Genomic DNA, 23167 nt, shown 5'->3' with positions numbered 1-23167 from the left:
GTCATAGATCCAGGCACCGACCGGGCGTGCCGCTGCGCCGTACTGCAGGTTGATGCCGTTGAACAGCTGGCTGACCTGGGCACCGTTGAAGCCCCGGTACGCCACATAACCGCCCCAGCCGGGCGGCGCCGACGCATTCACCCCTGGCAGTGCGTTGGCGGCGTCCTGGAAGTTGCGCGCGCCGATACGCTCCATCGTCTCGCGGTCGGCCACACTGACCGAAGCAGGGTTTTCACGGGCGCTGAGGTTCAGGCGCGAGCCGCTCTCGATGGGGGTATCAAGGTTCAGGCCGGTGGCCTGTTTCGGTTGGTCGGCGCTGGCCGTCACGTTGCTGGCAGGCAGTGTCAGGGTTTGATCCTGCGCCCACGCGCAGGTTGCGCTGCCAACGAGCAGCGCCAAAGTGGTCATGCGGAACATGCAAGGCTTCCTGGCTGAAATAGATTAACGCCCGCCGCAGGCGATGCCGCGGCGTGGCGATGTCAGAGCACGGGAAGTGGGGCGGGTGAGGCGCGGGGGTTGACTAACGGCCAGCGGTGTTTGGGCAGGCGCGGCGGCGGTTGCCTGGGCAAGGGTGTGCGCGACTCGCCTGCGAGCAGGGCCAGCAGGCCGAAGAAGGCGGCAAGCAGGCTGGCGCAAAACAGGCTGGTGATCACACAGTCGGCGCCGGTGGGCGGCATCGGGTCGGTGATGTCCTGGTCACCCTTGAATGCACCGCTGCTGTCGGCGGCGCACCAAGCGGCGTCGTCCAGGCCGCTGAGGCGCAGCCCGGCCATCTGCCCATGCCCCATTGCGCAGAGCAACGAGCCGAACAGGATGCTGAAGTACAGCATCCAGGCAACCAGTGCTTTTTCGGGGCGGGCCAGGTTCAAAGGGTAGCTCGGGGACGGGTCAGGGGATGAGAACGCGATTCTAACGGTTTTGCAGTATCTGAAAAGAGGTGTGTGCACACAAAGGGCACTGGATAAACGCTGCATCGTTTCATCTGCTGAACGCGGCTCGGGCACGGGAGGATAAATATATAAAAGTCCAAAACCTGTACAAGAAGCTATTCTTGTATAGGATTTAGCGAGCCTGACGTTTGCAAATGCCCCCGCGCAGGTGATGCCTGCCTTATGGAGTACACGCCATGAATCTGCACAACCTGACGGAGCTGGCAGCAGCCGGTGACGTTAAAGAACTTGAGCTGCTGTCGCTGGAAGGCGGCTTTTACATCCTGCGGGCGCTGACTGACGCCGGGCCGCTCACGCTCAGCGATGCAAATGGCCAGGCGGTACGTTTTCGCTCGACCACCGAGCTGCGACAACTGCTGGCCGATCTGCCGCCTGTGCCGTGCATGCTGGTGCAACAGGTGGTGCATGACGAGATGTGCGGGCAGCGCAACGGCCCTGTCGAGCCCCTGCGCGTGCCGGTGACGCTGGCCAGCCAGTGGTAGACCGTGCATTGCGCTTGGGCCTGGTGCTGGGGGATCAACTGTCGTTCGACCTGGCAAGCCTCGCCGCGCTGGACCCTGCACACGACGTGATCCTGATGGCGGAAGTGCAGGGCGAGGCGCGCTACGTGCCGCATCATCCGCAAAAGATCGTGCTCATTTTCAGCGCCATGCGCCATTTTGCCCAGGCGCTGCGTGAGCGCGGCTGGCGGGTGGAGTATGTGGAACTGAACGCACCCGGCAACAGCGGCAGCATTGCTGGTGAACTGCGACGGTGGCAGCAGGCGCTGGGTGCGACGCACATTCACCTGACCGAGTGTGGCGAATGGCGCCTGGAGCAGGCTTTGAATGACGCCGGCTTACCACTGGTATGGCATCGCGATACACGGTTTCTTTGCTCGCGCGATGCTTTCGCACGCTGGGCAAAAGACCGTCGCCAATTGCGTATGGAGCACTTTTACCGCGGCATGCGCAAGCGTTGCGGCCTTCTGCTGGAGCCCGATGGCAGCCCGGTGGGTGGCACCTGGAACCTGGATGGTGACAACCGCAAACCCTTGCCACGGGGGCTGCGCGGACCGTTCCCGGCGCGCTTTGCCCAGGACGAAATCACCACGGCGGTCGTGGCGCTGGTCGGCGAATGCTTCAGTGACCATTACGGGGCGGTAGAAGGGTTCGACTATCCCGTGACCCATGAACAGGCCCAGCAGCTCTGGGAACATTTTCTCGAGTTTGGCCTGGCCGCGTTCGGCGACTACCAGGACGCCATGGCCGAAGGCGAGCCGTTCCTGTTCCATGCGCGTATCAGTGCGGCCCTGAACATCGGGTTGCTGGATGTGCGGCGGTTGTGCGAAGACGTGGACAATGCGTGGCGTGAGGCGCGGATACCGCTCAACGCGGCTGAAGGTTTCATCCGCCAGCTGATCGGCTGGCGCGAGTATGTGCGCGGCATCTATTGGCTACGCATGCCTGAGTATGCCGGGCTCAATTACCTGGGCAACGACCGTGCGTTGCCGGAATTCTACTGGGCCGGGCATACCCGCATGCGCTGCATGGCGCAGGCCATCGGCCAGACCCTGCAGTTGGGCTATGCACACCACATTCAGCGGCTGATGGTCACGGGCAACTTCGCACTGCTCGCCGGCATTGTGCCCAGCGCGATTTGCGAGTGGTACCTGGCCGTGTACATGGATGCCTTCGACTGGGTGGAACTGCCCAACACGCTCGGCATGGTGATGCACGCTGACGGCGGCTACCTGGGGTCCAAACCGTATTGCGCCAGTGGCCGTTACATCCAGCGCATGTCCGACCACTGCAAGGCCTGCAGCTACAAGGTCGAGCATGCGGTAGAGGAGGATGCCTGCCCATTCAACGCGCTGTACTGGCACTTCATCATCCGCCATCGTGACCTATTGGCTGGCAACCCCCGCCTGGCGTTGGTCTATCGCAGCCTTGACGGCATGTCGGTTGCCAGGCGCGAGGGCGTTTGGGCGCGTGGCGAAGCCTTGTTGGCCCGCCTCGACAGTGGCCAGAGCCTATGAAATAACCGTTCGATAAGCGACCACTTTTCCCTGATCTGCAGATACCGCCAAGCAGCGATCATGCACATTTGTGATTCTCGCTGGCCACCTGCTCGGCGCAGTGCCCGCAGGTCCAGGAAGTTGGGGCCGGCAGTAGGGCGTCAGGCGCCAGGGTGGTTTTCATCCTGAACCGATTCCAGGCCTTCTTTTTGCAGTTTCAATGTGCACTGCAACCTGAAACTTGCCGCTCACGATAAGGTGTTCACGCTTGAAACTTCATCAGCTCAAGGCGCTCGTTGCCATTCACCAGGGGGGAAGCATTCTCGAGGCCTCCAAGATCTTGCACATCACGCAACCTGCCCTGAGCCGCTCGATCAAGGAACTGGAGCGGGAGTTGGGGTTCACCCTCTTGCAGCGGTCGTACAAGGGCATGGCGTTGACCGATGAGGGCAAGCGCATCATCCGTCATGCCAACCTGGTGGTGGAGAGTATCCGCCGTTTGCAGATCGAGGCGGCAAGCATTCAGGATGCCGCATTGGGGGCGGTGTCGATCGGCGTCACCTCGCTGACGGCGATGCTTGACGGGGTGGATGAAAGCATCCTGGCGTTTCGGCGCAAGTACCCGCGTGTGAAAATCACCATCACCGACCTGCGTCCCAGCCAGATCCTGCAACGCCTGCGCGACGGTAGCCTGGACTTTGCCATCACCTCCCAGCAACCCTTGAGCCGTCTCAATCTGGATTGGGAGGCAGTGGGCAGCATCAAGGGCAAGGTGATCTGCCATGCGTCCAACCAGCAGAAGTTTTCCCAGTCACTGCGTTCGCTGCAATACGCCAACTGGATCAGCCTGGACGAGCTGACCGATCAGGCATCGCAGTTTCACCAGTTGTTCGAGGTCAACGGCCTGCGCGTGCCGCAGAGCGCGGTGGAGTGCACGTCGATAATGATGGCCCTCAAGCTCCTGAAGAACACGGAGTCGCTGATGACCATCAGTGAACTGGCCGTAAACGATGCCTTCACCTTTGCGACCCGGCCGGAGTTCATTCAAGTGGCGGTGCAGGAGCTGGTACCAGACTATCCAATCAATCTCGTCTGCATCGACCGTGATAGCCTCACGGCCCCCGCTCAGGAACTCTTCCACAGCTTGCGCGCAAGAGTCCTCAAGACGCTGCCGCGGGACGTTTCAGAAGTGGTAGTACATGCCTAGTGAAATATTGCTTGGGTCATCTCCCACCTGATCAACCGGAGTGCCTGCGTAGGTCACTGATGACGCGCCTTGGTTGGCGATCACACCCAGGCGCGCATAGGCGGCCCAGCGCGGGTTGAAGAAGTGGTCGTAGCCAAGCACTACCCCCAGCGCGTCCTTTTCGCGGGCCGATACCGTCCGCTGGACCACCGCCAGCCTGAGCACGTCAAGCTTGCCCACCGGGGCCATCAGGCCGAAGGTGTACACGGTGGTAGTGGGTGTGCCCGCTTGGTCTACATCCTGGCGTTGCCAGGTCAGGCTGGTGGCCAGCGGGCCGAAATCATAGAACGCCGACAGGCTTGTGTAGTGGTTGGCAGTCTGGCGAGAGCTGCCACCATCGTCCCATGGGTCGCTGTAATACAGGTTGTAAGACCCCAGCAGCATCACACGGCTATTTCGGTACTGCAGCTTCGCACCGCCACCACGCACCGTACGCCCCTGGCTGGCGACATCATCGAAGCCGAAGCTCAAGGCCGTTGCCAGGCTGAAGCCGTTCATGTTCGGGCTGGTGTAGGCCAGGGTGTGCTTGGGCCGCAGGTCGAGATAGTAGGCGCCTTTGCCGGCCGCAGGTATGGACAGAAACGTATACGGTGAGCCGTATGCCGCCAGAAACGGGTCGGCGTAGGTCGGGGTCCCCACCCCGTAGGTTTTGCCGAACTCAAGCCTGCCCAGGCTCCGCGAGCGCAGGGCGAGCGTTGCCAGGCGCAGCGTGCCGATGTTGTCCCAGGTCCCTTCCAGGGCCTTGCCGTTCAGATTGAAGCCTTCTTCGACGTCCAGTTCCAGCACCGTATCGGGGTCAAGTGCCTTTCGGGCATACACCCCGAGTTTGTTGGTCCAGGCGCCGCCGCCCGCCATTTGGAAACCTGAGTGGTGCTGAGAGTCGTGGTAGCTGGCGAACGCATCCACGGTACCGTAGATCTTCAGCTTGTCATCGAACCCCTGATCCACCCCGTAGTAACCGAACCCGGAGGCTAGCCGGTTGAGGGTAGGGAAACCCTCGGCCTGTGCCTGCATGGCAAGACAAAGCCCTTGGCTCATCAACAGCAACGACACAGTGCGAGTGATGCAAGTATTCATTCACGACTCCAGGCACGGGATGCGGTCGCGCTAGATTCGATGAACAGCAGGTTGCAGCGTGATTGCTTGTTTGGCCAACGTATGTCTTTTGGTTAATAAGGTGGGCGGGATCTCGCTGGGCCGGGAAAAGTTGCCCGCAAAGCTGCTACATGGCAGTGACCAATGTTTGTTTCCATCCCCCTGAGTGGCCAACTTCGATGACCCCTATCGGGGCACAAGGGCGATGCCAGGGCATCTGTGCGCCATCCCAAGGCAAAGCGGCCACGCCAGCGCCCGGTCAATTAACCATTGGTTAGTTCATTGCCAAAACTGCAAGTGTGTTGGCTGCGCGATTGGCTGATAGTCACTGCATGCCGTGATTCGCCATCGGAGATAACAATGAATAGACCGCTACCTGCACCTACGATCCTGGAGGCCGGCTCAAAGCATCACACGCAGGCATCGTCCTCACGCAGAACCCTGATAGCGTGCTCACTGGGCAACGCCCTGGAGATGTACGACTTCACCATCTACAGCTTCTTCGCGGTGCTGATCGGCCGGCACTTCTTCCCTTCAGAGTCGGCACTGGCCTCGCTCCTGATGTCGCTGGCAACCTTTGGTGTGGGCTTTTTGATGCGGCCAGTGGGGGGCATCATCATCGGCCGCTACGCCGACAGGCATGGCCGCAAAGCCGCCTTGAGCCTGACGATCGGCCTGATGACGTTGGGCACTGCCTTGATCGCCTTCGCGCCTACGTATTCGCAGGTCGGTATCTTTGCAACGTTCATGCTGGTCGCCGGTCGGCTGATTCAGGGGGTATCGGCAGGTGGCGAGGTCGGTACCGCATCGGTTTATCTGATGGAGTCCAGTACTGCCTCCAAGCGATGCCAGAGCGTGAGCTGGCAGGCGGCCAGCCAGGGTTATGCCGCGCTGGTCGGGGCGGGGTTCGGGTTCAGCCTGAGCCAGTTGCTGGACCCGGCCAGCCTCGAAAGCTGGGGCTGGCGCATTCCATTCATTTTCGGCCTGTTGATCGGCCCGGTAGGCTTGTATATCCGCAACCGTCTACCAGAAACCCACGAGGCCGCGGCGGCACAGGAGGGCAGGCAGCCGCTGGACCCGGAGTTGCTCAAACGCATCGGCCTGGGCATCGGCCTGATGGCCAGTTCTACCATCGGCATGTACCTGTTCGTGTTTTACATGCCCACCTACCTGACCACCGCCATGCACTACCCGCAAAGCAGTGCCATGGCGATCGCCGGCATCAGCAGCGGCTGCATGGCGATCATATGCCCGCTGGCCGGCAAGTTCGCCGACAAATACCAGCTCAGGAAACGCCTGCTGGTCTGGACCATTCTCGCGCCCGTGGTGTTGACGCTGCCGGTGTTCTACGTGCTTGGGCACGTCGAGCACATGGGCCTGGCAATGATGTGTGTCGCGGCGTTGATTCTGCCCACTTGCATAGGCGCCGGAGCGTACTTCGCGTTGATCATGGAAGGCTTCCCCAAGGCGCAGCGTGCCTTTGGCACCTCGGTCAGCTACAGCCTGGGGGTGACACTTTTCGGCGGGTTTTCGCCACTGATCGCTACCTGGCTGATTGCCGCAATGGGCACGCCATTGGCACCGGCCTACTACCTGTTGGTGGGTGGCGCGGTAAGCCTGGTGTGCCTCAAGTACTTCCCTGAAAACAAAGGATGCGAGTGACATGGGTACCTTCGAGCGAAATCAAACCCCGCAGTTGGCTGAAGAGCTGGACACGTTCATCAGGATCCGCCGCCAGATCCATGCGGCGCCAGAGCTCGGCGGCGACACGCCTGACACGGCTGCCCTGGTGGCTGAAAAGCTGCAGGCCTGGGGCTATGAGGTGCACCGTAATGTGGGCGGGCACGGCCTGGTAGGTGTGCTTAAAGTGGGCGACAGCCCCCGCAGCATCGGGCTACGGGCAGACATGGACGCTCTGCCCATGAGCGAGAAGAACCCCTTCGAGCACGCCAGCAAGATCCCCGGGCGCATGCATGCCTGTGGCCATGACGGGCATACCGCGATCCTGCTGGCGGCGGCTTCGCGATTGGCTGCGACGCGAAACTTCAACGGTACCTTGAACCTGATCTTCCAGCCCGACGAAGAAGGTTTGGCCGGCGCCAAGGCCATGATCGACGACGGTCTGTTCGAGCGTTTTCCGTGTGATTCGGTGTATGCGCTGCACAACATGCCAGGCATGCCGGTGGGCACTTGCGTGGTGCAGAGCGGGCCGACCATGGCGTCTTCCCAGCGCGTGAGCATTCGCATTTGCGGCAGAGGTGGGCATGGCGCGATGCCGGAGCTTGCGGTGGACCCCATCTCGGCCCTCAATAGCCTGATCAGTGCCATCCAGACCATCAAGTCGCGCAACCTGAGCGTTGAAGAGTACGCGGTCATCAGTATCGGCATGATCCAGGCGGGCACGGTCTACAACATCATTCCCGATGAAGCGAGCATGTTGCTCAGCGTGCGCACCGATACGCCCGAAACCCAGTTGAAGATAAACCAGCGTATCGAGGCGCTGGTCAAGGGGCATGCCGAGAGCTTTGGGGTTGAGATCGCGCTGGACTTCACCCAGCTGGCGCCTGCGCTGAGCAACAGCGATGCGCAAAGCGCACAGCTGCGTGAAAGCCTACGCCCTTTGTTTGCCGAGGGGCAGATGCTGGCGCGGATGCCCAAGAAGGTGATGGGCACCGAAGATTTCGCCTACATGCTCCAGGCACGACCGGGGTGCTACTTCATGTTGGGTAACGGCACAGGGGAGTTCCATGGTTGCTCGGTACATAACCCGCACTATGACTTCAACGATGCACTGGTGAAGATCGGCTCCGATTGTTGGGTGAAGTGGGTCGAGGATTATCTGAGTTGACGGGGCGCAGGCTACGTGGCCTGCTCACGGCGATAGGCATAGGTTTCGGCGAAGCGCGACAGCATGTAGGCACTGCACGATACCGGCGGGTATTTGGGCGGGTTGTCGGGGCTGGAGCAGTTGGGCAGGCAACTGATCATCGTGTCCGGGTGCGGTTCGGCAAAGAACGGCATCGAGTAGCGGTGCGCGCCCTGCGGGCTGACCACCCGGTGGGGCGTTGAGGTGTACCTGTCGTTGCTCCACCGCGCCATCATGTCACCGATGTTGACCACATAGGTGCCCTCGATCGGTGGCGCATCGATCCACTGGCCATCCACACTCTGCACCTGCAGGCCGCCGGTGCTGTCCTGGTACAACAAGGTCACGCATCCGTAGTCGGTGTGCGCGCCGGCGCCTTGCTGATCGGTGCTGCTGGCGGCCTGGCGCGGCGGGTAGTGGATCATGCGAAACACGCTGATGGGGTTGGCGAAGCGCTGGTCGAAGAAGTCGTGCTCGATACCCAAGGCCTGCGCCATCGCCCGCAGCAGAGTCAGGGACAAGGCGTGCATGTCCTGGTAATGCGTTTGCAGCAGCGCCTCCCACCCGGCAATCGCGGGGTGCCGGTTGGGACCGCGCAGTGGCTTTTTCGCGAGCACGTCGGGATGATCCGGGGCCATGTGAAAGCCCATGTCGAAGGTTTCCTTCAGGTCGCTTGGCCGGCTCGGGTCCAGCTGCTCGGTGGCGATGGCGCCGTAGCCGCGATGGTGCTCGCTCTGGGTGATGTCGATGCGCAGCTTTTCTTCGGCCGGGCAGGCGAAGAACTGTTCGGCGGCCGCCTTCAGTGCGCCAATGCGTGTGGCCGGGATGGGGTGCCCCTTGATGTAGTAGAAGCCCCACTGCCGGCAGGCGGCGTCGATCTGCCGGGCTACGGCCTGGCGTGCGGCGGGGTCGTGCTGGTAGAGCGGGCTGATATCGATGATCGGCAGGGTGTTCATGAATGGCTCCGTGAAATGGCGGTGCAAGCGGGAGCGGCTGGCGCTCCCACCCGGCGTTTATTTGGGCAGTTGCGCCGTAATGCCTTTGACGTAGTAGTTCATGCCTGCCAGTTCGGCATTGCTGGCCACGGCACCTGCGGGGATCTTGACTGCGCCAGCCTGGTCCAGGATCGGGCCGGTGAAGGGGTGGAAAGAGCCGTCCTTGATACTGGCGATGATCTGTTCGGCGCCGCTTTTGACCTCGGCCGGCACCAGGTCGCTGATGGGCAGTTGTACGGTGCCATCGGCAAGCCCGCCCCAGTAGTCCTGGGGTTTCCAGGTGCCGTCCATGACCGCCTGAGTGCTCTTGATGTAATGCGGCCCCCAATTGTTGACGATGGAGGTCAGCACCGCCTTGGGGCCGAAGTGGGCCATGTCCGAGGCGTAGCCGACGGCGTAGATGCCGCGGCGTTCGGCGGTCTGGATCGGTGCAGGGCTGTCGGTGTGCTGGAACAGCACGTCAACGCCCTGGTCGATCAGGGCGTTGGCGGCATCGGCCTCTTTGCCCGGGTCGAACCAGGAGTTGACCCACACCACCTTGATTTCGGTGCCGGGGTTGTATTTGTCCAGCGCCAGCTGGATGGCATTGATATCGCGCAGCACTTCCGGAATCGGGAAGGAGGCGACATAGCCGATCTTCTTGGTCTTGGTCATCTTCGCGGCCAGGTAGCCGCCAACGTAACGGCCTTCGTAGGATGTGGCCAGGTAAGTACCAAGGTTCTTGTCCTGCTTGTAGCCGGTGGCATGTTCGAAGGTGACCTTCGGGAACTGCTTGGCGACTTTGGCGGTGGGGTTCATGTAGCCGAATGAGGTGGCGAACACCAGGTCGTAGCCGCCCTTGGCCATGTTGCGGATGACCCGCTCGGCATCGGCGCCTTCTGGCACGTTCTCGACGAAGCTGCTGTCGACCTTGTCACCGAACTGCTTGATCAGCGCCTGGCGGCCCTGCTCATGCTGATAGGTCCAGCCATGGTCGCCGATCGGGCCGATATAGACGAAGCCGACCTTCAGCGGGTCGGCGGCGGCGGCGGACAGGGCGGTGCTCAGGCCAATGGCGGCAGCCAGGGCGCGCAGCAGGTATTTGCTTTTGTTGTGAGGCTTCAAGGTGTGGCTCCTGTAGGTCTTCATGTTGGCTATGTAGGGCGCGTTGGTAATGCAAGAAAACAGAACAGAGGTGCATGAATTGCGGTGCACGGTGCGGGCCAGGCGTGAGGCCTCAGCGCCCGGTCTTCCACGGCTGACCCAGTGAAACCGGTGCATACAGGCGGGTTTTGATGGCATCGCGCGACAGCACCACCAGCACCAGGATCGTGGCCACATACGGCAGCATGGCCAGCAGGTTGGCAGGGAAGCTCACGCCGATACCCTGGGCCACCAGGTGCAGGATGCTCGCCAGGCCAAACAGGTAGGCGCCGAGCAGCACACGCAGTACTCGCCAACTGGCGAACACCACCAGCGCCAGGGCGATCCAGCCGCGGCCTGCGGTCATGTTTTCCGCCCACATCGGGGTGTAGGCCAGCGACAGGTAACCCCCGGCCAGCCCGGCCATGGCGCCGCCGAACAGCACCGCCAGAGTGCGCACGCGCAGCACGGGCAGGCCCATGGCGCTGGCGGCGTCGGGGTTTTCACCGACGGCCTGGAGGATCAGGCCGGTGCGGCTTTTGAGCAGCGTCCAGGCAATCAGCACGAACAGGCCGAAAGACAGGTAAACCAGAACATCCTGGTTGAACAGCATGTGGCCGATGACCGGAATGTCCGCCAGCAGCGGTATGGCCACCGGCTCGAAGCCGCTCAAGGGCTTGCCGACCCAGGCGGTGCCGACGAATGACGACAGGCCGACACCGAATATGGTCAGCGCCAGCCCGGTCGCCACCTGGTTGGCCTGGCAACCGAGTGCTACCAGGGCGAACAGTGAAGCCAGCAGCATACCGGCCAGGCACGCCATCAGGACGCCCAGCCAGAGGTTGCCGGTGGCGTAGGCGGCGATGAAACCCACCACCGCACCGAACAGCATCATGCCTTCCTGGCCGAGGTTGAGTACGCCGCTCTTTTCGCACACCAGTTCGCCCAGGGCGACCAGCAGCAGTGGGGTACCGCAGCGCACCATGGCGTAAAGAATGTTGCCAAGCAGATCAAGATCCATAGTCGAAGCCTCAGCCTGCACGCGTTGAGCGGCAGGTAAACGAAAGGGTCATGGGAATTCAGGCACTGGCGGTTTTTGCCAACGGCGCTCGGCGGTGCCCTTTCAGCTTCAGGCGCAGCCGGTAGAGGATCAGCACGTCGCAGGCCAGCAGGTAGAACAGCATCATTCCCTGGAACAGCCCGGTCAGCGATTGCGGCAGGTTCAGGCTCATCTGCGCGTTCTCGCCGCCGAGGTAGAGCAGGGCCATCAACAACCCGGCGACCAGAATGCCAAACGGGTTGAGGCGCCCGAGAAACGCTACGGTGATCGCCGCGTAGCCATAACCTGGGGAAACCTGCGGCACCAATTGGCCGATCGGCCCACTGACTTCGCTGACCCCGGCCAGGCCTGCCAGGCCGCCGCTGATCAGCAGCGCCAGCCAGACCAGGCGCTTTTCACGGAAGCCGACGAAACCGGCAGCGCGCCGGTCCAGGCCGAGTACTTTGATCTGAAAACCGAGGAAGCTCTTGTGCAGCAGCACCCACACCGCCACCAGGGCCATCAGCACGAAGTACAGCCCGACATGCAGTCGGCCATCCTCGAACAGCGCCGGCAGGCGGCTGGCATCGCCGAATATCGCCGATTGCGGGAAGCTGAACCCTTCGGGGTCCTTGAGTGGCCCGTGGACGAAGAACAGCAGCAGGTTCAAGGCGATGTAGTTGAGCATGATGGTGGTCAGGATTTCGTTGGCATTGAAGTGCGTGCGCAGCCAGGCCGCGAGCGCCCCCCACAGCGCACCGGCCAGCGTGCCGGCGAGCAACACCCAAAGCAGTGCCCAGCGGCTTTCCCAATCGATGAGGTGGATCGCCACGGCACTGCCGGCCAGGGCGCCCATCAGCAACTGCCCTTCGGCGCCGATGTTCCAGATCCGCGCCTGGTAGGCCACCGCCAGGCCGAAGGCGCAGAGCAGGATTGGCAGGGCTTTGAGCAGCAGTTCCGAGAGGCCGTAGAGGTCGCTGATGGGTTCGATCAGCAAGGTGTGAAACGTCTGCAAGGGCGCATGCCCCTGAGCGCTGAACAGGATCGCCCCGCTGAGCAGGGTCAGCAGGGCGGCGAGCAGGGGTGACAGCACGAGCATGGCACGGGACTGCTGGGTACGGGGTTCGAGGGATAGCAACATGAAGGGCTCTCGTCAGGCGGCGTCTTGCGGGGCATCGAACTGGCCGGCCATCCAGCCGCCGACCTCCACGGTATGGGTCTGTGCGGTGGGCTTGAGCGGCGACAGGCGGCCACTGCACAGCGCGCCGATGCGGTCGCTGATCTGGAACAGCTCTTCCAGGTCTTCGGAGATCACCAGGATTGCCGCACCGGCGTCGCGCAGGGCAATCAGCGCACGGTGAATCGCCGCGGCGGCGCCGACATCCACGCCCCACGTCGGGTGGGCAGCGACCAGCAGCTTGGGGGCCTGGAGGATTTCGCGGCCGAGGATGAACTTCTGCAGGTTGCCCCCGGACAGGCTGCGTGCCGTGGCGTGGGCATCCGGGGCCTTGACCGCGAAGCGCTGGATGATCTGCTCGGCCAGCGCCTGCACCTTGCCCGAGCGGATCAGGCCGCGGTTGACCAGGCCGTGCTGAAAAGCGGTGAGCAGGGCGTTGTCGGCCAGGCTCATGTCCGGCACCGCGCCGTGCCCAAGGCGCTCGGCCGGTACGAATGCCACCCCCAGGGCGCGGCGGGCGTCGGGGTACAGGTGGGCCATCGGCCGGTTGTCGAGGGTGATGCGTTCGCGCTCGCCAGCGGGCAGGCGTGTTTCACCACTGAGCAGGGCCAGCAGTTCGTCCTGGCCATTGCCGGCAACCCCCGCGATGCCGACGATCTCGCCGCTGCGCACTTCCAGGCGCAGGTGTTCGAAGGACGTGCCGAACGGGTCCTTGTTGCGCCAGGTCAGGTCGTCCACGCGCAGGCGTGGCAAGCCCCCGGCGCTTTTCGGGTAACTTGCCTCCAGCCCTTCGGCATCGCCGACCATCATCCGCGCCAGCTGCAGGTCGCTGCATTGCGCCGGGCTGCAAGCGCCGGAGACGCGGCCGCCGCGCAACACCGTGGCACCGTGGCACAGGGCACGCACTTCGTTGAGCTTGTGGCTGATGAACAGGATGCTGCAGCCCTCTGCGGCGAGTGCGCGCAAGGTGACGAACAGTTCGTCGACCTCTTGCGGGGTAAGCACCGAGGTCGGCTCATCGAGGATCAGCAGCTTGATCGGCTGCATCAGGCAGCGCACGATTTCCACCCGCTGGCGTTCACCGATCGACAGGCTGTGCACCAGGCGCTCCGGTTCCAGGCCCATGCCGTAGCGTTGGGACACTTCGCGGATACGCGGCGCCAGCTGCTTTGGCGTTCCGGCATCGCGGCCAAGAGCCAGGGCAATGTTTTGCGCGACACTCAGGGTTTCGAACAGGGAAAAGTGCTGGAACACCATGCCGATGCCCAGCGCGCGGGCACGGGCGGGGTCGCGCACGTGCACGGGCTGGCCTTCCCACAGCACCTGGCCGGCATCCGGCGCGGTAACGCCGTAGATGATCTTCATCAGGGTGCTCTTGCCTGCGCCGTTCTCGCCGAGCAGGGCGTGGATTTCACCGGCAGCGATGCGCAGGTCGATGCGGTCGTTGGCCAAGGTGCCCGGGTATCGCTTGGTAATGGCACGCAGCTCAAGGCGCAGTTGCGAGGGGGATCTGGACATGGGACTGCTCGGGGTCAGGGTTGTGAGCAGTTGCACAGCAAAAACATGGCCAATTGGTCAGATTATTGTTCAAGGGCTTGTGTTAGAGGGGCTGCAGGCCGAGAGCGGGGCACGCTTGGTGAACGTTGCGGCAGCGGCGTGTGTGGTTTTGGGGCGCCAAGGTGCCAAGTTGGGGCGCTGTGTTCAGCGTGGCCGCCATGTTCGGCCGGCTACGATACGGGCGTCACTGCTGGAGCGCAGTGCGGCCCTTCGCGGGCAAGCCCACAGGTACCGTGCTGGTCCCTTAGGCGTGGTTGGTTTCACGTTTTCAGCATGCGCACTACGGCAGTCATTGTTTGAACTCCCCGAAATTCTGGATGCCTGGGCTGGCCCTATCGCCGGCAAGCCCGGCTCCCACAGGTTTCACCGGGCGCCTAAGGGTCGTCTACAACCTCAGGGGCGGTGCTGTGCGAGTATTCAGGGCCGCCTGCTACCTGCTGTCCTAAAATCAGCGCCGACGCTCCTTCGCACTATTCTTGACATTTGATAACCACTGCAGCCGACGCATTGCTAGTGTGGTTGCACAAGCTTTGTGTGATGGGCAATACCCTGTATCAGGCTCTGCCCCTCCTGGGTTGGGCCGGGGGGGCAGTCGCACCGTCAGAAACGCTATCGAAGCCGGCTTGTTTTCTCGGAGGTCATTCCTGTGCGCGATCCAGCAAAGAAAATGGGTTTGGTCGGGCTGACCACGTTGGTCACCGTCAACATGATGGGCTCAGGTATCATCATGCTGCCCGCCAGCATGGCGCAGATCGGTGCTGTGTCGCTGCTATCGTGGGTCGTGACGGCTGTGGGTTCGATGGCCATCGCCTACTGTTTCGCGCAATGCGGCATCTATTGCACGCGCTCGGGCGGAATGTCGGCCTACAGCGAAGAAGCCCATGGCAAGTCCGCATTCTTCCTCTGCTCCTACCTGTATTTCCTCTCGCTGATGATCGGCAATGTCGCCATTGGTATATCCGCGGTGGGTTATCTGACGCCTTTCCTGCCCTGGCTTGGCACGGGCCCAGGCCCGCTGGTGGCAGGGACGGTGATGCTGATCTGGTTCAGCACCCTGGCCAATGTCGGCGGTGCCAACATAACCGGCAAGCTAGGCGCGATCAGTGTCTGGGGCGTCATCATTCCTGTGGCCGGCCTGAGTTTCGTGGGTTGGTACTGGTTCAACCCACAGACGTTTACCGATGCCTGGAACCCCGACAGCATACCGGTGAGCCAGGCGATCACCGCCAGTATTCCCCTGACGCTGTGGGCCTTTCTGGGCATGGAGTCGGCCGCGCAAAATTCGGATGCGGTAGAGAACCCCAAGCGCAACGTGCCGCTTGCATGCCTGTTCGGCACACTGGGCGCGGCGGTGATCTATATCCTGTCGACCACCGTCATTCAGGGGATCGTGCCAAACCCCGAACTTGCGAACTCCAGCGCACCCTTTGCACTGGTCTATGCGCGCATGTTCAATGACACGGTCGGTAACGTGATCATGGGGTTGGCAGTCATCGCCTGTGTCGGTTCATTGCTGGGGTGGCAGTTCACCCTGGCCGAAACGGCCAAGGTTACCGCCGAGCAAGGGCTGTTTCCCACGTTGTTCACCCGCGTCACCGCCAGGGGCGCGCCACTGGCGGGCATGCTGACCTGCGCGGTCTTGCAGAGCCTGATTGCGTTGTCGACCATTTCGCCCAATGCCAGCGCCCAGTTCAGCAAGCTGGTCAACCTGGCGGCAGTGACCAACATCATTCCCTACATCACGTCCCTGACCGGGTTGCTGGTGATCATGTACAAGGCCCAGGTGGATATAAAGATCTTCCGCCGCAACAGCGCAATCATGCTGGTTGCGGTGTGCTACTGCTTCTATGCGCTCTATGCCTCGGGCCTGGAAGCGGTGTTTGGCGCTGCGCTGATCATGGCGCTGGGGTACCTGCTGTTCGGCTTCATCGCCAAACGTTTCGTCAAGGTGCTGGACTTGATTGGAGGTGCGCCATGATGCGCAGGTCCATATGGGTTGCCCTGTGCCTGGCCCTCTCGGTGCCGTTTGCGGCGGTGTGCAGCGCTGAAGCAGTGGCCGACAAGCTGAGCCGGCTGCGCGACAGTCAGGTCCTCAATCTGGGTTTCATCGCAGACCTTGCCCCGTTTTCCTCAGGCAGTATCCAGTCACCTCAAGGGTATGGCATCGAATTGTGCCAGGCAGTGGCTCAACACCTTCGCCAGTCACCTGGCCTTGCCGACTTGCAAGTGCATTGGCATGTGGTGCCGCAGGAGCAAGCCGTTCGCGCCTTGAGCGAGGGAACGGTTGATCTGCTGTGCACGCCGATGGTGGAAACGATCACAAGACGGGAAACCCTGAATTTTTCCATACCGGTATTCACCACCGGCCTTGCGGTGCTGGTGCGGCGTGATGCACCGGCCAGCCTTCTGGAGCCACTGCGCGGCAAGCCTGTCGATACCGGCCCCCGGTGGCGCGCAACCCTCAATGCGGGGTTGAGCAAGCACAGTTTTGCAGTGCTGCGCGGCACGCTGAGCAGTCAGTGGGCGCGGGAGCGTATTCGCAAGCTTGGCCTGCAGTCCAGGCTTGAAGAGGTGTCCAGTTACCAGGAGGGTGTGCGTCGGGTGGTCGAGCGCAAGGTCGATGCGTTTTTTGGCGAGAGGATGATTTTGCTTTCCCTGCAGAGCCAGCAGCCTGAGCGCGACCGGTTATGGATCCCGGATCACCTGTTTGTCACGAGCCGTGTCGCACTGCCCATGACCCGTGGCGATGATGGTTTTCGCCTGTTGGTCGATACCGCGCTGAGTCAGGCGCTGTCCGGCCCCGATGGAGAAGCCTTGTTCGTACGCTACCTGGGGGTACAAACAGCGCAGGACAAACTGTTGCAGAGCCTTTACGTGTTGCCGGATGACCGTGAACGGCTGGCGCCGCAACATTAGTCTTCTTCGCGCAGTGCCTTGATTCTTCCTTTTTTCTCAGCGCTGATCAGTGCCGCGTAGTCCTTCGCATTCTGCTCGGCGTAAGCGAGTGAAAAATCGCCTATGGCCTGATCGAAGGTGTTCGATTTACCCAGGTAGCCACTGATCAAGGCGGCGTCACCTGATTTTGCATGCGCGCGCGCCAAGGTAATGCCGCATACTTCGGCGTACATCATCATCTGTTCGAGTGATGCACCTTCTACAGGTAGTGACATTTTCATGTCGCGCAATTGCCGGACAAAAAACTGCCGGCCCTTGGTGCTCTCGGTCCATCCGAGAAAAATGTCACTGGCAGATTGCATAAGCCGTTGGCCCGTGACCACCCGTTGGCCCTGGTTTACAAATTCGCTCTTGCCCGCATAGGGCTCAAGCACAGAAGGACAAGCCTGCTTGAATTGCAGGAGCAATGGGTTGTTTTGCGCTGAAAAGAACAAACCGACGAAGCAATAGGTGCCGACGCTGCCGATCCCCACTGCCTTCATGGCAAAGTCTTCCAGGCGATAACGGTCATACAGGACCCGGCGTTCAGGCAGTAGAGAAGTACGATAATCCTCCAGCGCAAGGTGCACCCGGTTGATGAAGTCGGCTTCATCTACATGAAAAAGAATCGGCGGCTGATCGACCAGGCGTCGCCGGCCGCCCACTTCGTCACTGATTTGTGGGTACAGGTAGTCGCCGATGCGAGTCCTGGCCTTGGCCATCAACTGTTCACGTGCTTTACGGTATTTGAGACTAGGGGCCATATCGATGAGCGTTTGTGCATCGAGGCGGTCGTACCAGATTTCCAGCGGGCTCATCGTCGTCAATTCGCGCATGCGTTCCCGGTAGGCGCGAACGCATTCCATAGCCAGACGCCTGGCATCTTCATCGATGAGGCGGTTATCGCGGGCGGCTACGGCAAAACTGGTTGCCAGACGCTTTATATCCCACTCCCAAGGGGCGGGTAACGTCTCGTCAAAATCATTGATGTCGAAGATCAGGTTACGTTCGGGTGTGGCGAACAATCCAAAATTCAGCAGGTGGCAATCACCGCAGGCCTGAACGCGAATACCTGTGTGGGGAAGTGTCGCGAGGTCGCGTGCCATCAAGCCGGCTGAGCCCCTGAGAAAAGTGAACGGGCTACGCAACATGCGCCCATAGCGCACGGGCACCAAGGCCGGATGCCGGCTGCGGTTGGACTGTTCGAGAATGTCGACAGGGTCGCGATGCTTGTGCGCCGGTTTCCAGAATGCATGGGACGAGCGCGGCACCGTTTCGCGCAGTTTCTTTCCTGCGTCCAGCCGCTCTTTTCGTGACTCGAATCGCTTGTGTTCGCGACGGCCGTCCTCATCTGCTTGCAGGTGCGAGCTAGCCTGTTTCCTGATCTCGGGCATGTGAGCACCTTTGGTGATCAAAGGCAGAAGGGCAGGGCCTTGATTCTAGCGTCAAGACACTGTTCACAGCTGATTCAAGCGTAGCATGTGCTGCGTCCAAGCTTGCACCGGGTGACCAGATCGCCCTTCGGCGCTCCTCCCAGGGTGCTCAAGATTTTGCGGCAAGTACCCAGAGGAACCTTGACAGATCATTGGTTAACAAAAATAATCATTAACAATATTATCCATTAACAATAACAAAGGATATCTGCAATCATGAAACCGCCTATAGCACGCCCCCCAGCAAACTGCGTCGTATCACCAGGCCCGCACCCGACAAATCCCGATGCCCGGTCAGTGCAGGAGGCCGCATGATGAACCTTCGCAGAGGATTGCTTGGGCTGCTGCTTGGCGTTTGCACGGGCTTTGCCCAGGCTGCCAGTTACGCTCCGCCCCCGCTCAAGCTCGAACCCCTGGCGCGCTTTACGGTGGACCTTGTCGCGCCGGTGTGGGAGCTGGGCGAAACCAGCGCGCAGGGCAAGCGGCGTATCATCCCGATCACAGGCGGCCGTTTCGAGGGGGCCAGGCTCAAGGGCACCATCCTCAATAACGGCGCGGACTGGCAGATTGTCAGCCCCGAGGGTGTGGCGATCATCGACACCCGCTACCTGCTGCAGACCGACGATGGCGCACTGATCTACCTGCGCACCGAAGGCTACCGTTACGGGCCGGCTGCGGTCATGAAGAGGGTGGCCGCTGGCGAAGACGTCGATCCCAGCCTGTACCAGTTCCGCATCACCCTGCGTTTCGAGACATCCGCGCCCCAATACGCATGGCTCAATCGTACGGTCGGCGTGGGTAGCGCAATGCGCTTGGGCAATGCAGTGGTCTACGACGCGTTCGAGGTGAAATAGTTATCTATATGGCTTGGGGTCGCGCCAGTCGCTACGCGCAACTGAAATCAGCGCATCCCAGTCATCAGGAGGATTGCCGCGGCCCAGCATCTTCTCGAATACGGCGTAGGGATCGGATTTGCTGCCTGCAGACCGTAGGGTGTTTTCGTCGTTGACCCATGCATAGACGATAACCTTGGACCTTGAGTCGTAGCGAAAGAACAGGCGAAAGCGCCTGCCGATTTTCGCCCGCCGCCAATGGCGGTAGGCGGTACCCAGCGTATTGCCCTGGCGAAACTCGTCACGGGCCGGATCGGTTGGTACAGCCTCCATGATCAGATGGCTCAATGCCCGGAATAGCTTGACGTTGGCGTTGCTTTCAAAACCTTGCGGGTCGTTTTGCTCGATCCGGGCGGCAGCCTCTTGTAATTTGCGTAGCTGTAAAAATACACCTTCATGGAACAGCAGCGTCCAGCCATGGCGCTGCATCAAAGCGATACCTCACCGTCAATCTCTTCGTCCAGGTTCACAGGGTGGCGTGCGTTAGCGAGCATAGTCTGCGCCAGGTCGTCTGGAAGTGCGGTGATGTTTCGCCCGCTGCGAATATCGGCCTCTAGGAGGTCAAGGAACGCGCCGATGGCAGGGTCTTCGTGGTCTGCCTGAACACGGCTGACCACGACCTCACTCCCGCGGACGTCGAACGCGACCTTGGCACCGGTATTTAGGCCTAATAGTTGGCGAACGGCCTTAGGTAGGGTGACCTGGCCCTTTGAGGTAAGCGTAGCGACTTCGTGGATGGCAGGCATGAGCGTTCTCCGGATGCTTTGATCAGATGGTAAGGAATAATCCTTACATGGTCAATCTCGGTTTCTGGTCAAGGAACGAGAGACTGACACTGCTACGCATTTCAAATGCCCGTGCCCATGAGGTACGGGCACCAATGGTCTGTATCGATGATTGCTGGCCAGAGGATTGCGTCACTTCTTGCCGGGAAGCACCGAGCTCAGTACCTGCTTGGCTGTCTGGACCATGACGCTGGCCTGGTCCGGGTCGCCCTTGAACAAAGAGCCGGCGAGTTTCTTCGCCTGTTCGAGTTTGATATGAGGCGGCAAGGGCGGCACGTTGGGGTCGGTCTTGAACTCGATCAATACCGGCCGATCGGCGCTTAGCGCGCGTTCCCAGGCCGCTGCGACGTCATCTTCACGGTCGACGAAAATGCCCTCCAGGCCGATGGAGATGGCAAACAGGTGATAAGGCACGTCAGGGATCGTCTGGGACGCCTCGAACTTGGGGTCGCCCTCCATCACACGTTGCTCCCAGGTGACCTGGTTGAGGTCCTCGTTATTGAACACCGCGCAGATCCATTGCGGGTTCTCCCACTGCTGCCAGTATTTGGCTACGGTAATCAGCTCGGCCAGGTTGCTCATCTGCATCGCGCCATCGCCGACCAGTGCCACCACCGGGCGCTGCGGATGGGCGAACTTGGCGGCGATGGCGTACGGTACCGCAGCGCCCATGCAGGCCAGGCCGCCTGACAGCGAGCACTGCATGCCTTGGCGAATTTGCAGGTCACGGGCATACCAGTTAGCGCAGGAACCGGAGTCGCTGGTCACCAGGGTGTTGTCGGGTAGGCGAGGGGACAGTTCGTACACCACGCGTTGCGGGTTTATCGGGTCCGCCTTGACCATTGCGCGTTTGGCCAGGGTCTTGTCCCAACGTGCACGCCAGCCTTCGACTTTCTTACGCCAGCGGCGGTCGGATTTTGTCTCGAGCAATGGCAGCAATGCGCGCAAGGTCTCCCCGGCATCACCCACCAGGTTGACCTCCATCGGGTAACGCAGGCTTAGCATGTCTGGCTGAAGGTCGATCTGCACCCCACGGGCCTGGCCCTCCTTGGGCAGGAACTCGGAATAGGGGAACCCTGAGCCGATCATCAGCAAGGTGTCGCATTCGGCCATCAACTGGTAGCTCGGTTCGGTGCCCAGCAAGCCGATGGCGCCGGTCACCCACGGCAGGTCATCGGGCAAGGCGGCCTTGCCCAGTAGCGCCTTTGCCACACCTGCGCCGAGCGTGTCGGCGATTTCGATGATCTCTTCGGTAGCCTGCAAGGCACCGGCTCCGACCAGAATGGCCACTTTGCGCCCAGCGTTGAGTACCTCGGCGGCACGCTGCAGGTCGCTGTCGTAGGGCACCACCTTGGGCTTGCTGTAACCAATGCCGGAATGCACGGTGCCATGGGCGCGGGCCGGTTCCTGGTAGGGCAGGTCCTGCAGGTCATTGGGCAGGATCACCGCCGTCACACGCCGTTCGCCGACGGCAGTGCGCACGGCGCGGTCGAGTAAATGGCGTACTTGCGAGGGTGTGGAGGCTTGTTGCACGAATGCACCGGCCACATCCTTGAACATCGACAGCAAGTCCAGTTCCTGTTGATAGTGGCCGCCCAAAGCCGCTCGGGCTTGCTGGCCGACGATGGCCAGCACTGGCATGTGGTCCATGCGGGCGTCATACAGCCCGGTGAGCAAGTGCGATGCGCCAGGCCCGGAGGTGGCAATGCACACGCCCAGTTCACCGGTGAACTTGGCATGGGCGCAGGCCATGAATGCTGCCATTTCCTCGTGGCGGGCCTGGATGAATTCGATCTTGCCGTTGGCCCGGCTCAACGCGCCGAATACACCGTTGATACCGTCGCCGGGGTAGCCGAAGATGCGCCGCACCCCCCATTGATACAAGCGCTCTACCAGAAAGTCGCCTACCGTGCCTGTCATTGCCTTCTCCCGTTTGCTGGTCGATAGGGGTCTGGACTTGGCGCGGTTTACGAAAGTTTCAACTGAAATGCTTGCCTGCGCGGGTCAGCCGCCGTTTCAAGCGTTTTGGGGCTCACAGGCTAGATTGTTGATGCGGCCCTTTTCCTCGCGATGCCGGAAATGGTGTTTGTCAATTGACGGCTGCCGACCTAAAGCGGCATCCGAAGCTAGGTCACTGTGATCATAGGACAGGGTAAATGCTGGTGACGTATGCTCTGACCCTATCCAGCATTGATAGCAAGAGCGAAGAGTGGCAAAGAAGCATAGGAGCACTAAGCCAGCGCCGAAAAGCGACGGTTCCAAGATCAAGGTGAGGTCTTGGCGCAGGCCCCTAAGCAAGCTCTGGTTGGCTGTTTTTGCTGCAGGTGTATCAAGGTTGGCTCACCGCCGCGATTGAGCAACATGATTGGCCCGATAAGGTCTAGGCTGCTAAACACTGAAGGATCTGATCTGAACTGGCCTAATGATTTTGGACACCTTCTTCGGGCGCTATGATGGCGCCCAATTGGAGGCAAAATCAGTGCGCAAGTCTTATTCGAAAGAACACAAAATCCAAGCTGCTGAAATGGTGCTGGACGGTGGCCAGTCAGTTCCTGAGGTATGCGAAATCCTCGGGATTGGCCGCACCGCCCTTCGCCGTTGGGTTGAGCAGGTAAGGCAGGAGAGAGAAGGTAAGGTTCCGGCTGGAGCCAAAGCCATCACTCCGGAGCAGCAACGCATTGAGGAACTGGAAGCACTGGTTCGTCAAAAGGACCGGGATATCGAAATCCTAAAAAAGGCCAGTGCTCTCCTGCTTCGGGACTCCAAAGATCGTTCTCGCTGATCAACGAGCTGAGTGAGCAATACAGTGTTGTCGACTGCTGTCGCGTGCTTGGGGTCAAGCGCAGCAGTTTCTATGCATGGCGCAAACGCCAAGGGCGTGAGAATCCCGACAGGGATGTTCTACGCTCGCGCGTAATCAACGAGTGCGATCCATGAACCCCACCTACCACCAGATGGAGCTTCGATTTACCGTTGCATCTCCGGTGAGCAGTTCCACGGCAGCAGCGCTTCGTAGTCCTCTACCGACGAGGCATGCGGCAACCGCTCCAGTACGTGGCGCAGCCACGTATAGGGCTCT

General features: G+C 61.2%; 23 protein-coding genes. 10 read left to right on the top strand and 13 right to left on the bottom strand.

Annotated elements, in window-relative coordinates; genetic code table 11:
* Both BLX42_RS13385 and BLX42_RS13380 read right to left on the bottom strand, forming a co-directional pair.
* Window positions 1-417 (bottom strand): TonB-dependent receptor plug domain-containing protein (locus BLX42_RS13385; protein ID WP_161871955.1); only part of this gene is annotated, 417 nt, incomplete at its 3' end.
* 62 nt (window positions 418-479) lie between these two features.
* Complete coding sequence (locus BLX42_RS13380) at window positions 480-830, bottom strand: DUF2946 family protein (RefSeq protein WP_144415465.1); 351 nt, start codon at window positions 828-830, stop codon at window positions 480-482.
* Between the two features lie 296 nt (window positions 831-1126).
* Between BLX42_RS13380 and BLX42_RS13375 the strand changes: the two genes are divergently transcribed.
* From BLX42_RS13375 to BLX42_RS13365, 3 genes are all read left to right on the top strand, one after another.
* Window positions 1127-1432 carry a DUF6482 family protein gene (locus BLX42_RS13375; RefSeq protein ID WP_046785849.1) on the top strand — a complete coding sequence of 102 codons (306 nt, stop codon included), beginning with the start codon at window positions 1127-1129 and terminating at the stop codon, window positions 1430-1432.
* Window positions 1433-1440: 8 nt separating this feature from the next.
* On the top strand, window positions 1441-2967 hold the full coding sequence (locus tag BLX42_RS13370; RefSeq protein WP_161871958.1) for a cryptochrome/photolyase family protein: 1527 nt from the start codon (window positions 1441-1443) through the stop codon (window positions 2965-2967).
* Between the two features lie 247 nt (window positions 2968-3214).
* Window positions 3215-4153, top strand: a complete 939-nt coding sequence (locus tag BLX42_RS13365) for a LysR family transcriptional regulator (protein WP_012314847.1) — start codon at window positions 3215-3217, stop codon at window positions 4151-4153.
* Here the strand turns inward: BLX42_RS13365 and BLX42_RS13360 are convergent.
* Window positions 4130-5269, bottom strand: a complete 1140-nt coding sequence (locus BLX42_RS13360; RefSeq protein WP_161871954.1) for a porin — start codon at window positions 5267-5269, stop codon at window positions 4130-4132. The genes BLX42_RS13365 and BLX42_RS13360 overlap by 24 nt on opposite strands.
* 378 nt (window positions 5270-5647) lie before the next feature.
* On the opposite strand from BLX42_RS13360, the gene BLX42_RS13355 reads away from it, so the two are divergent.
* Window positions 5648-6949: an MFS transporter gene (locus BLX42_RS13355; RefSeq protein WP_161871953.1), complete on the top strand. Its 1302-nt coding sequence runs from the start codon at window positions 5648-5650 to the stop codon at window positions 6947-6949.
* 1 nt (window position 6950) lies between these two features.
* Window positions 6951-8135 (top strand): M20 aminoacylase family protein, encoded by a 1185-nt coding sequence (locus BLX42_RS13350; protein ID WP_161871952.1) that lies wholly within the window; start codon window positions 6951-6953, stop codon window positions 8133-8135.
* Window positions 8136-8146: 11 nt separating this feature from the next.
* Here the strand turns inward: BLX42_RS13350 and BLX42_RS13345 are convergent, their stop codons facing one another.
* The 5 genes from BLX42_RS13345 to BLX42_RS13325 all read right to left on the bottom strand — a co-directional run bounded on the left by BLX42_RS13345 (window position 8147) and on the right by BLX42_RS13325 (window position 14004).
* Entirely contained in the window at window positions 8147-9109 is a 963-nt protein-coding gene (locus BLX42_RS13345; protein WP_161871951.1) for a 2-oxoglutarate and iron-dependent oxygenase domain-containing protein, read from the bottom strand.
* A gap of 57 nt (window positions 9110-9166) precedes the next feature.
* Window positions 9167-10276: a BMP family ABC transporter substrate-binding protein gene (locus tag BLX42_RS13340; RefSeq protein ID WP_046785854.1), complete on the bottom strand. Its 1110-nt coding sequence runs from the start codon at window positions 10274-10276 to the stop codon at window positions 9167-9169.
* 88 nt (window positions 10277-10364) lie between these two features.
* Window positions 10365-11291: an ABC transporter permease gene (locus tag BLX42_RS13335; protein WP_012314841.1), complete on the bottom strand. Its 927-nt coding sequence runs from the start codon at window positions 11289-11291 to the stop codon at window positions 10365-10367.
* A 58-nt stretch (window positions 11292-11349) separates the two neighbouring features.
* On the bottom strand, window positions 11350-12450 hold the full coding sequence (locus tag BLX42_RS13330) for an ABC transporter permease (protein WP_161871950.1): 1101 nt from the start codon (window positions 12448-12450) through the stop codon (window positions 11350-11352).
* A 12-nt stretch (window positions 12451-12462) separates the two neighbouring features.
* Window positions 12463-14004, bottom strand: coding sequence for an ABC transporter ATP-binding protein (locus BLX42_RS13325; protein ID WP_161871949.1), 1542 nt, complete (start codon window positions 14002-14004; stop codon window positions 12463-12465).
* A 685-nt stretch (window positions 14005-14689) separates the two neighbouring features.
* Here BLX42_RS13325 and potE point away from each other — a divergent pair.
* Together potE and BLX42_RS13315 are read left to right on the top strand one after the other, a co-directional pair.
* Complete coding sequence (gene potE, locus BLX42_RS13320; protein WP_161871948.1) at window positions 14690-16021, top strand: putrescine-ornithine antiporter; 1332 nt, start codon at window positions 14690-14692, stop codon at window positions 16019-16021.
* Window positions 16021-16959: a transporter substrate-binding domain-containing protein gene (locus BLX42_RS13315; RefSeq protein WP_256671986.1), complete on the top strand. Its 939-nt coding sequence runs from the start codon at window positions 16021-16023 to the stop codon at window positions 16957-16959. Before potE ends, BLX42_RS13315 begins: the two co-directional genes overlap by 1 nt.
* Here BLX42_RS13315 and BLX42_RS13310 read toward each other — a convergent pair.
* Window positions 16956-18371 (bottom strand): DUF2252 domain-containing protein, encoded by a 1416-nt coding sequence (locus tag BLX42_RS13310; RefSeq protein ID WP_218176280.1) that lies wholly within the window; start codon window positions 18369-18371, stop codon window positions 16956-16958. The genes BLX42_RS13315 and BLX42_RS13310 overlap by 4 nt on opposite strands.
* A 350-nt stretch (window positions 18372-18721) precedes the next feature.
* Here BLX42_RS13310 and BLX42_RS13305 point away from each other — a divergent pair, with 350 nt between their 5' ends.
* A complete protein-coding gene (locus tag BLX42_RS13305) occupies window positions 18722-19264 on the top strand; it encodes a DUF3237 domain-containing protein (RefSeq protein ID WP_161871946.1) in 543 nt (180 codons plus the stop codon).
* Here BLX42_RS13305 and BLX42_RS13300 read toward each other — a convergent pair whose 3' ends face one another.
* The 3 genes from BLX42_RS13300 to BLX42_RS13290 all read right to left on the bottom strand — a co-directional run bounded on the left by BLX42_RS13300 (window position 19265) and on the right by BLX42_RS13290 (window position 22008).
* Window positions 19265-19732 carry a type II toxin-antitoxin system YhaV family toxin gene (locus BLX42_RS13300; protein WP_125923738.1) on the bottom strand — a complete coding sequence of 156 codons (468 nt, stop codon included), beginning with the start codon at window positions 19730-19732 and terminating at the stop codon, window positions 19265-19267. It abuts the gene before it with no gap.
* Complete coding sequence (locus BLX42_RS13295; protein WP_161871945.1) at window positions 19732-20049, bottom strand: type II toxin-antitoxin system PrlF family antitoxin; 318 nt, start codon at window positions 20047-20049, stop codon at window positions 19732-19734. Before BLX42_RS13295 ends, BLX42_RS13300 begins: the two co-directional genes overlap by 1 nt.
* Before the next feature lie 171 nt (window positions 20050-20220).
* Entirely contained in the window at window positions 20221-22008 is a 1788-nt protein-coding gene (locus tag BLX42_RS13290; protein WP_161871944.1) for a thiamine pyrophosphate-requiring protein, read from the bottom strand.
* 502 nt (window positions 22009-22510) lie between these two features.
* Here BLX42_RS13290 and BLX42_RS13285 point away from each other — a divergent pair.
* On the top strand, window positions 22511-22870 hold the full coding sequence (locus tag BLX42_RS13285; RefSeq protein WP_161871943.1) for a transposase: 360 nt from the start codon (window positions 22511-22513) through the stop codon (window positions 22868-22870).
* 44 nt (window positions 22871-22914) lie between these two features.
* Window positions 22915-23025, top strand: coding sequence for a hypothetical protein (locus BLX42_RS13280; RefSeq protein ID WP_256671985.1), 111 nt, complete (start codon window positions 22915-22917; stop codon window positions 23023-23025).
* Window positions 23026-23055: 30 nt separating this feature from the next.
* On the opposite strand, the gene BLX42_RS13275 is transcribed toward BLX42_RS13280, so the two are convergent.
* The coding region (locus BLX42_RS13275) for a transposase domain-containing protein (protein WP_161871942.1) at window positions 23056-23167 on the bottom strand (112 nt) is incomplete at its 5' end.

It is taken from the genome of Pseudomonas sp. SG-MS2 (assembly GCF_009933855.1).
In the GTDB taxonomy this organism is placed as follows: domain Bacteria; phylum Pseudomonadota; class Gammaproteobacteria; order Pseudomonadales; family Pseudomonadaceae; genus Aquipseudomonas; species Aquipseudomonas putida_E.
Note: the sequence above shows the minus strand (reverse complement) of the source record. Positions and strands in the feature narration are given on the sequence as shown.

Excerpts from the sequence above, each read along its gene's own strand:
- BLX42_RS13380 (WP_144415465.1), bottom strand. The coding sequence starts at position 830 with ATGCTGTACTTCAGCATCCTGTTCGGCTCGTTGCTCTGCGCAATGGGG.
- BLX42_RS13375 (WP_046785849.1), top strand. The coding sequence starts at position 1,127 with ATGAATCTGCACAACCTGACGGAGCTGGCAGCAGCCGGTGACGTTAAA.
- BLX42_RS13360 (WP_161871954.1), bottom strand. The coding sequence starts at position 5,269 with ATGAATACTTGCATCACTCGCACTGTGTCGTTGCTGTTGATGAGCCAA.
- BLX42_RS13355 (WP_161871953.1), top strand. The coding sequence starts at position 5,648 with ATGAATAGACCGCTACCTGCACCTACGATCCTGGAGGCCGGCTCAAAG.
- BLX42_RS13350 (WP_161871952.1), top strand. The coding sequence starts at position 6,951 with ATGGGTACCTTCGAGCGAAATCAAACCCCGCAGTTGGCTGAAGAGCTG.
- BLX42_RS13345 (WP_161871951.1), bottom strand. The coding sequence starts at position 9,109 with ATGAACACCCTGCCGATCATCGATATCAGCCCGCTCTACCAGCACGAC.
- BLX42_RS13340 (WP_046785854.1), bottom strand. The coding sequence starts at position 10,276 with ATGAAGACCTACAGGAGCCACACCTTGAAGCCTCACAACAAAAGCAAA.
- BLX42_RS13335 (WP_012314841.1), bottom strand. The coding sequence starts at position 11,291 with ATGGATCTTGATCTGCTTGGCAACATTCTTTACGCCATGGTGCGCTGC.
- BLX42_RS13330 (WP_161871950.1), bottom strand. The coding sequence starts at position 12,450 with ATGTTGCTATCCCTCGAACCCCGTACCCAGCAGTCCCGTGCCATGCTC.
- BLX42_RS13325 (WP_161871949.1), bottom strand. The coding sequence starts at position 14,004 with ATGTCCAGATCCCCCTCGCAACTGCGCCTTGAGCTGCGTGCCATTACC.
- BLX42_RS13315 (WP_256671986.1), top strand. The coding sequence starts at position 16,021 with ATGCGCAGGTCCATATGGGTTGCCCTGTGCCTGGCCCTCTCGGTGCCG.
- BLX42_RS13310 (WP_218176280.1), bottom strand. The coding sequence starts at position 18,371 with ATGCCCGAGATCAGGAAACAGGCTAGCTCGCACCTGCAAGCAGATGAG.
- BLX42_RS13305 (WP_161871946.1), top strand. The coding sequence starts at position 18,722 with ATGATGAACCTTCGCAGAGGATTGCTTGGGCTGCTGCTTGGCGTTTGC.
- BLX42_RS13300 (WP_125923738.1), bottom strand. The coding sequence starts at position 19,732 with ATGCAGCGCCATGGCTGGACGCTGCTGTTCCATGAAGGTGTATTTTTA.
- BLX42_RS13295 (WP_161871945.1), bottom strand. The coding sequence starts at position 20,049 with ATGCCTGCCATCCACGAAGTCGCTACGCTTACCTCAAAGGGCCAGGTC.
- BLX42_RS13290 (WP_161871944.1), bottom strand. The coding sequence starts at position 22,008 with ATGACAGGCACGGTAGGCGACTTTCTGGTAGAGCGCTTGTATCAATGG.
- BLX42_RS13285 (WP_161871943.1), top strand. The coding sequence starts at position 22,511 with ATGATTTTGGACACCTTCTTCGGGCGCTATGATGGCGCCCAATTGGAG.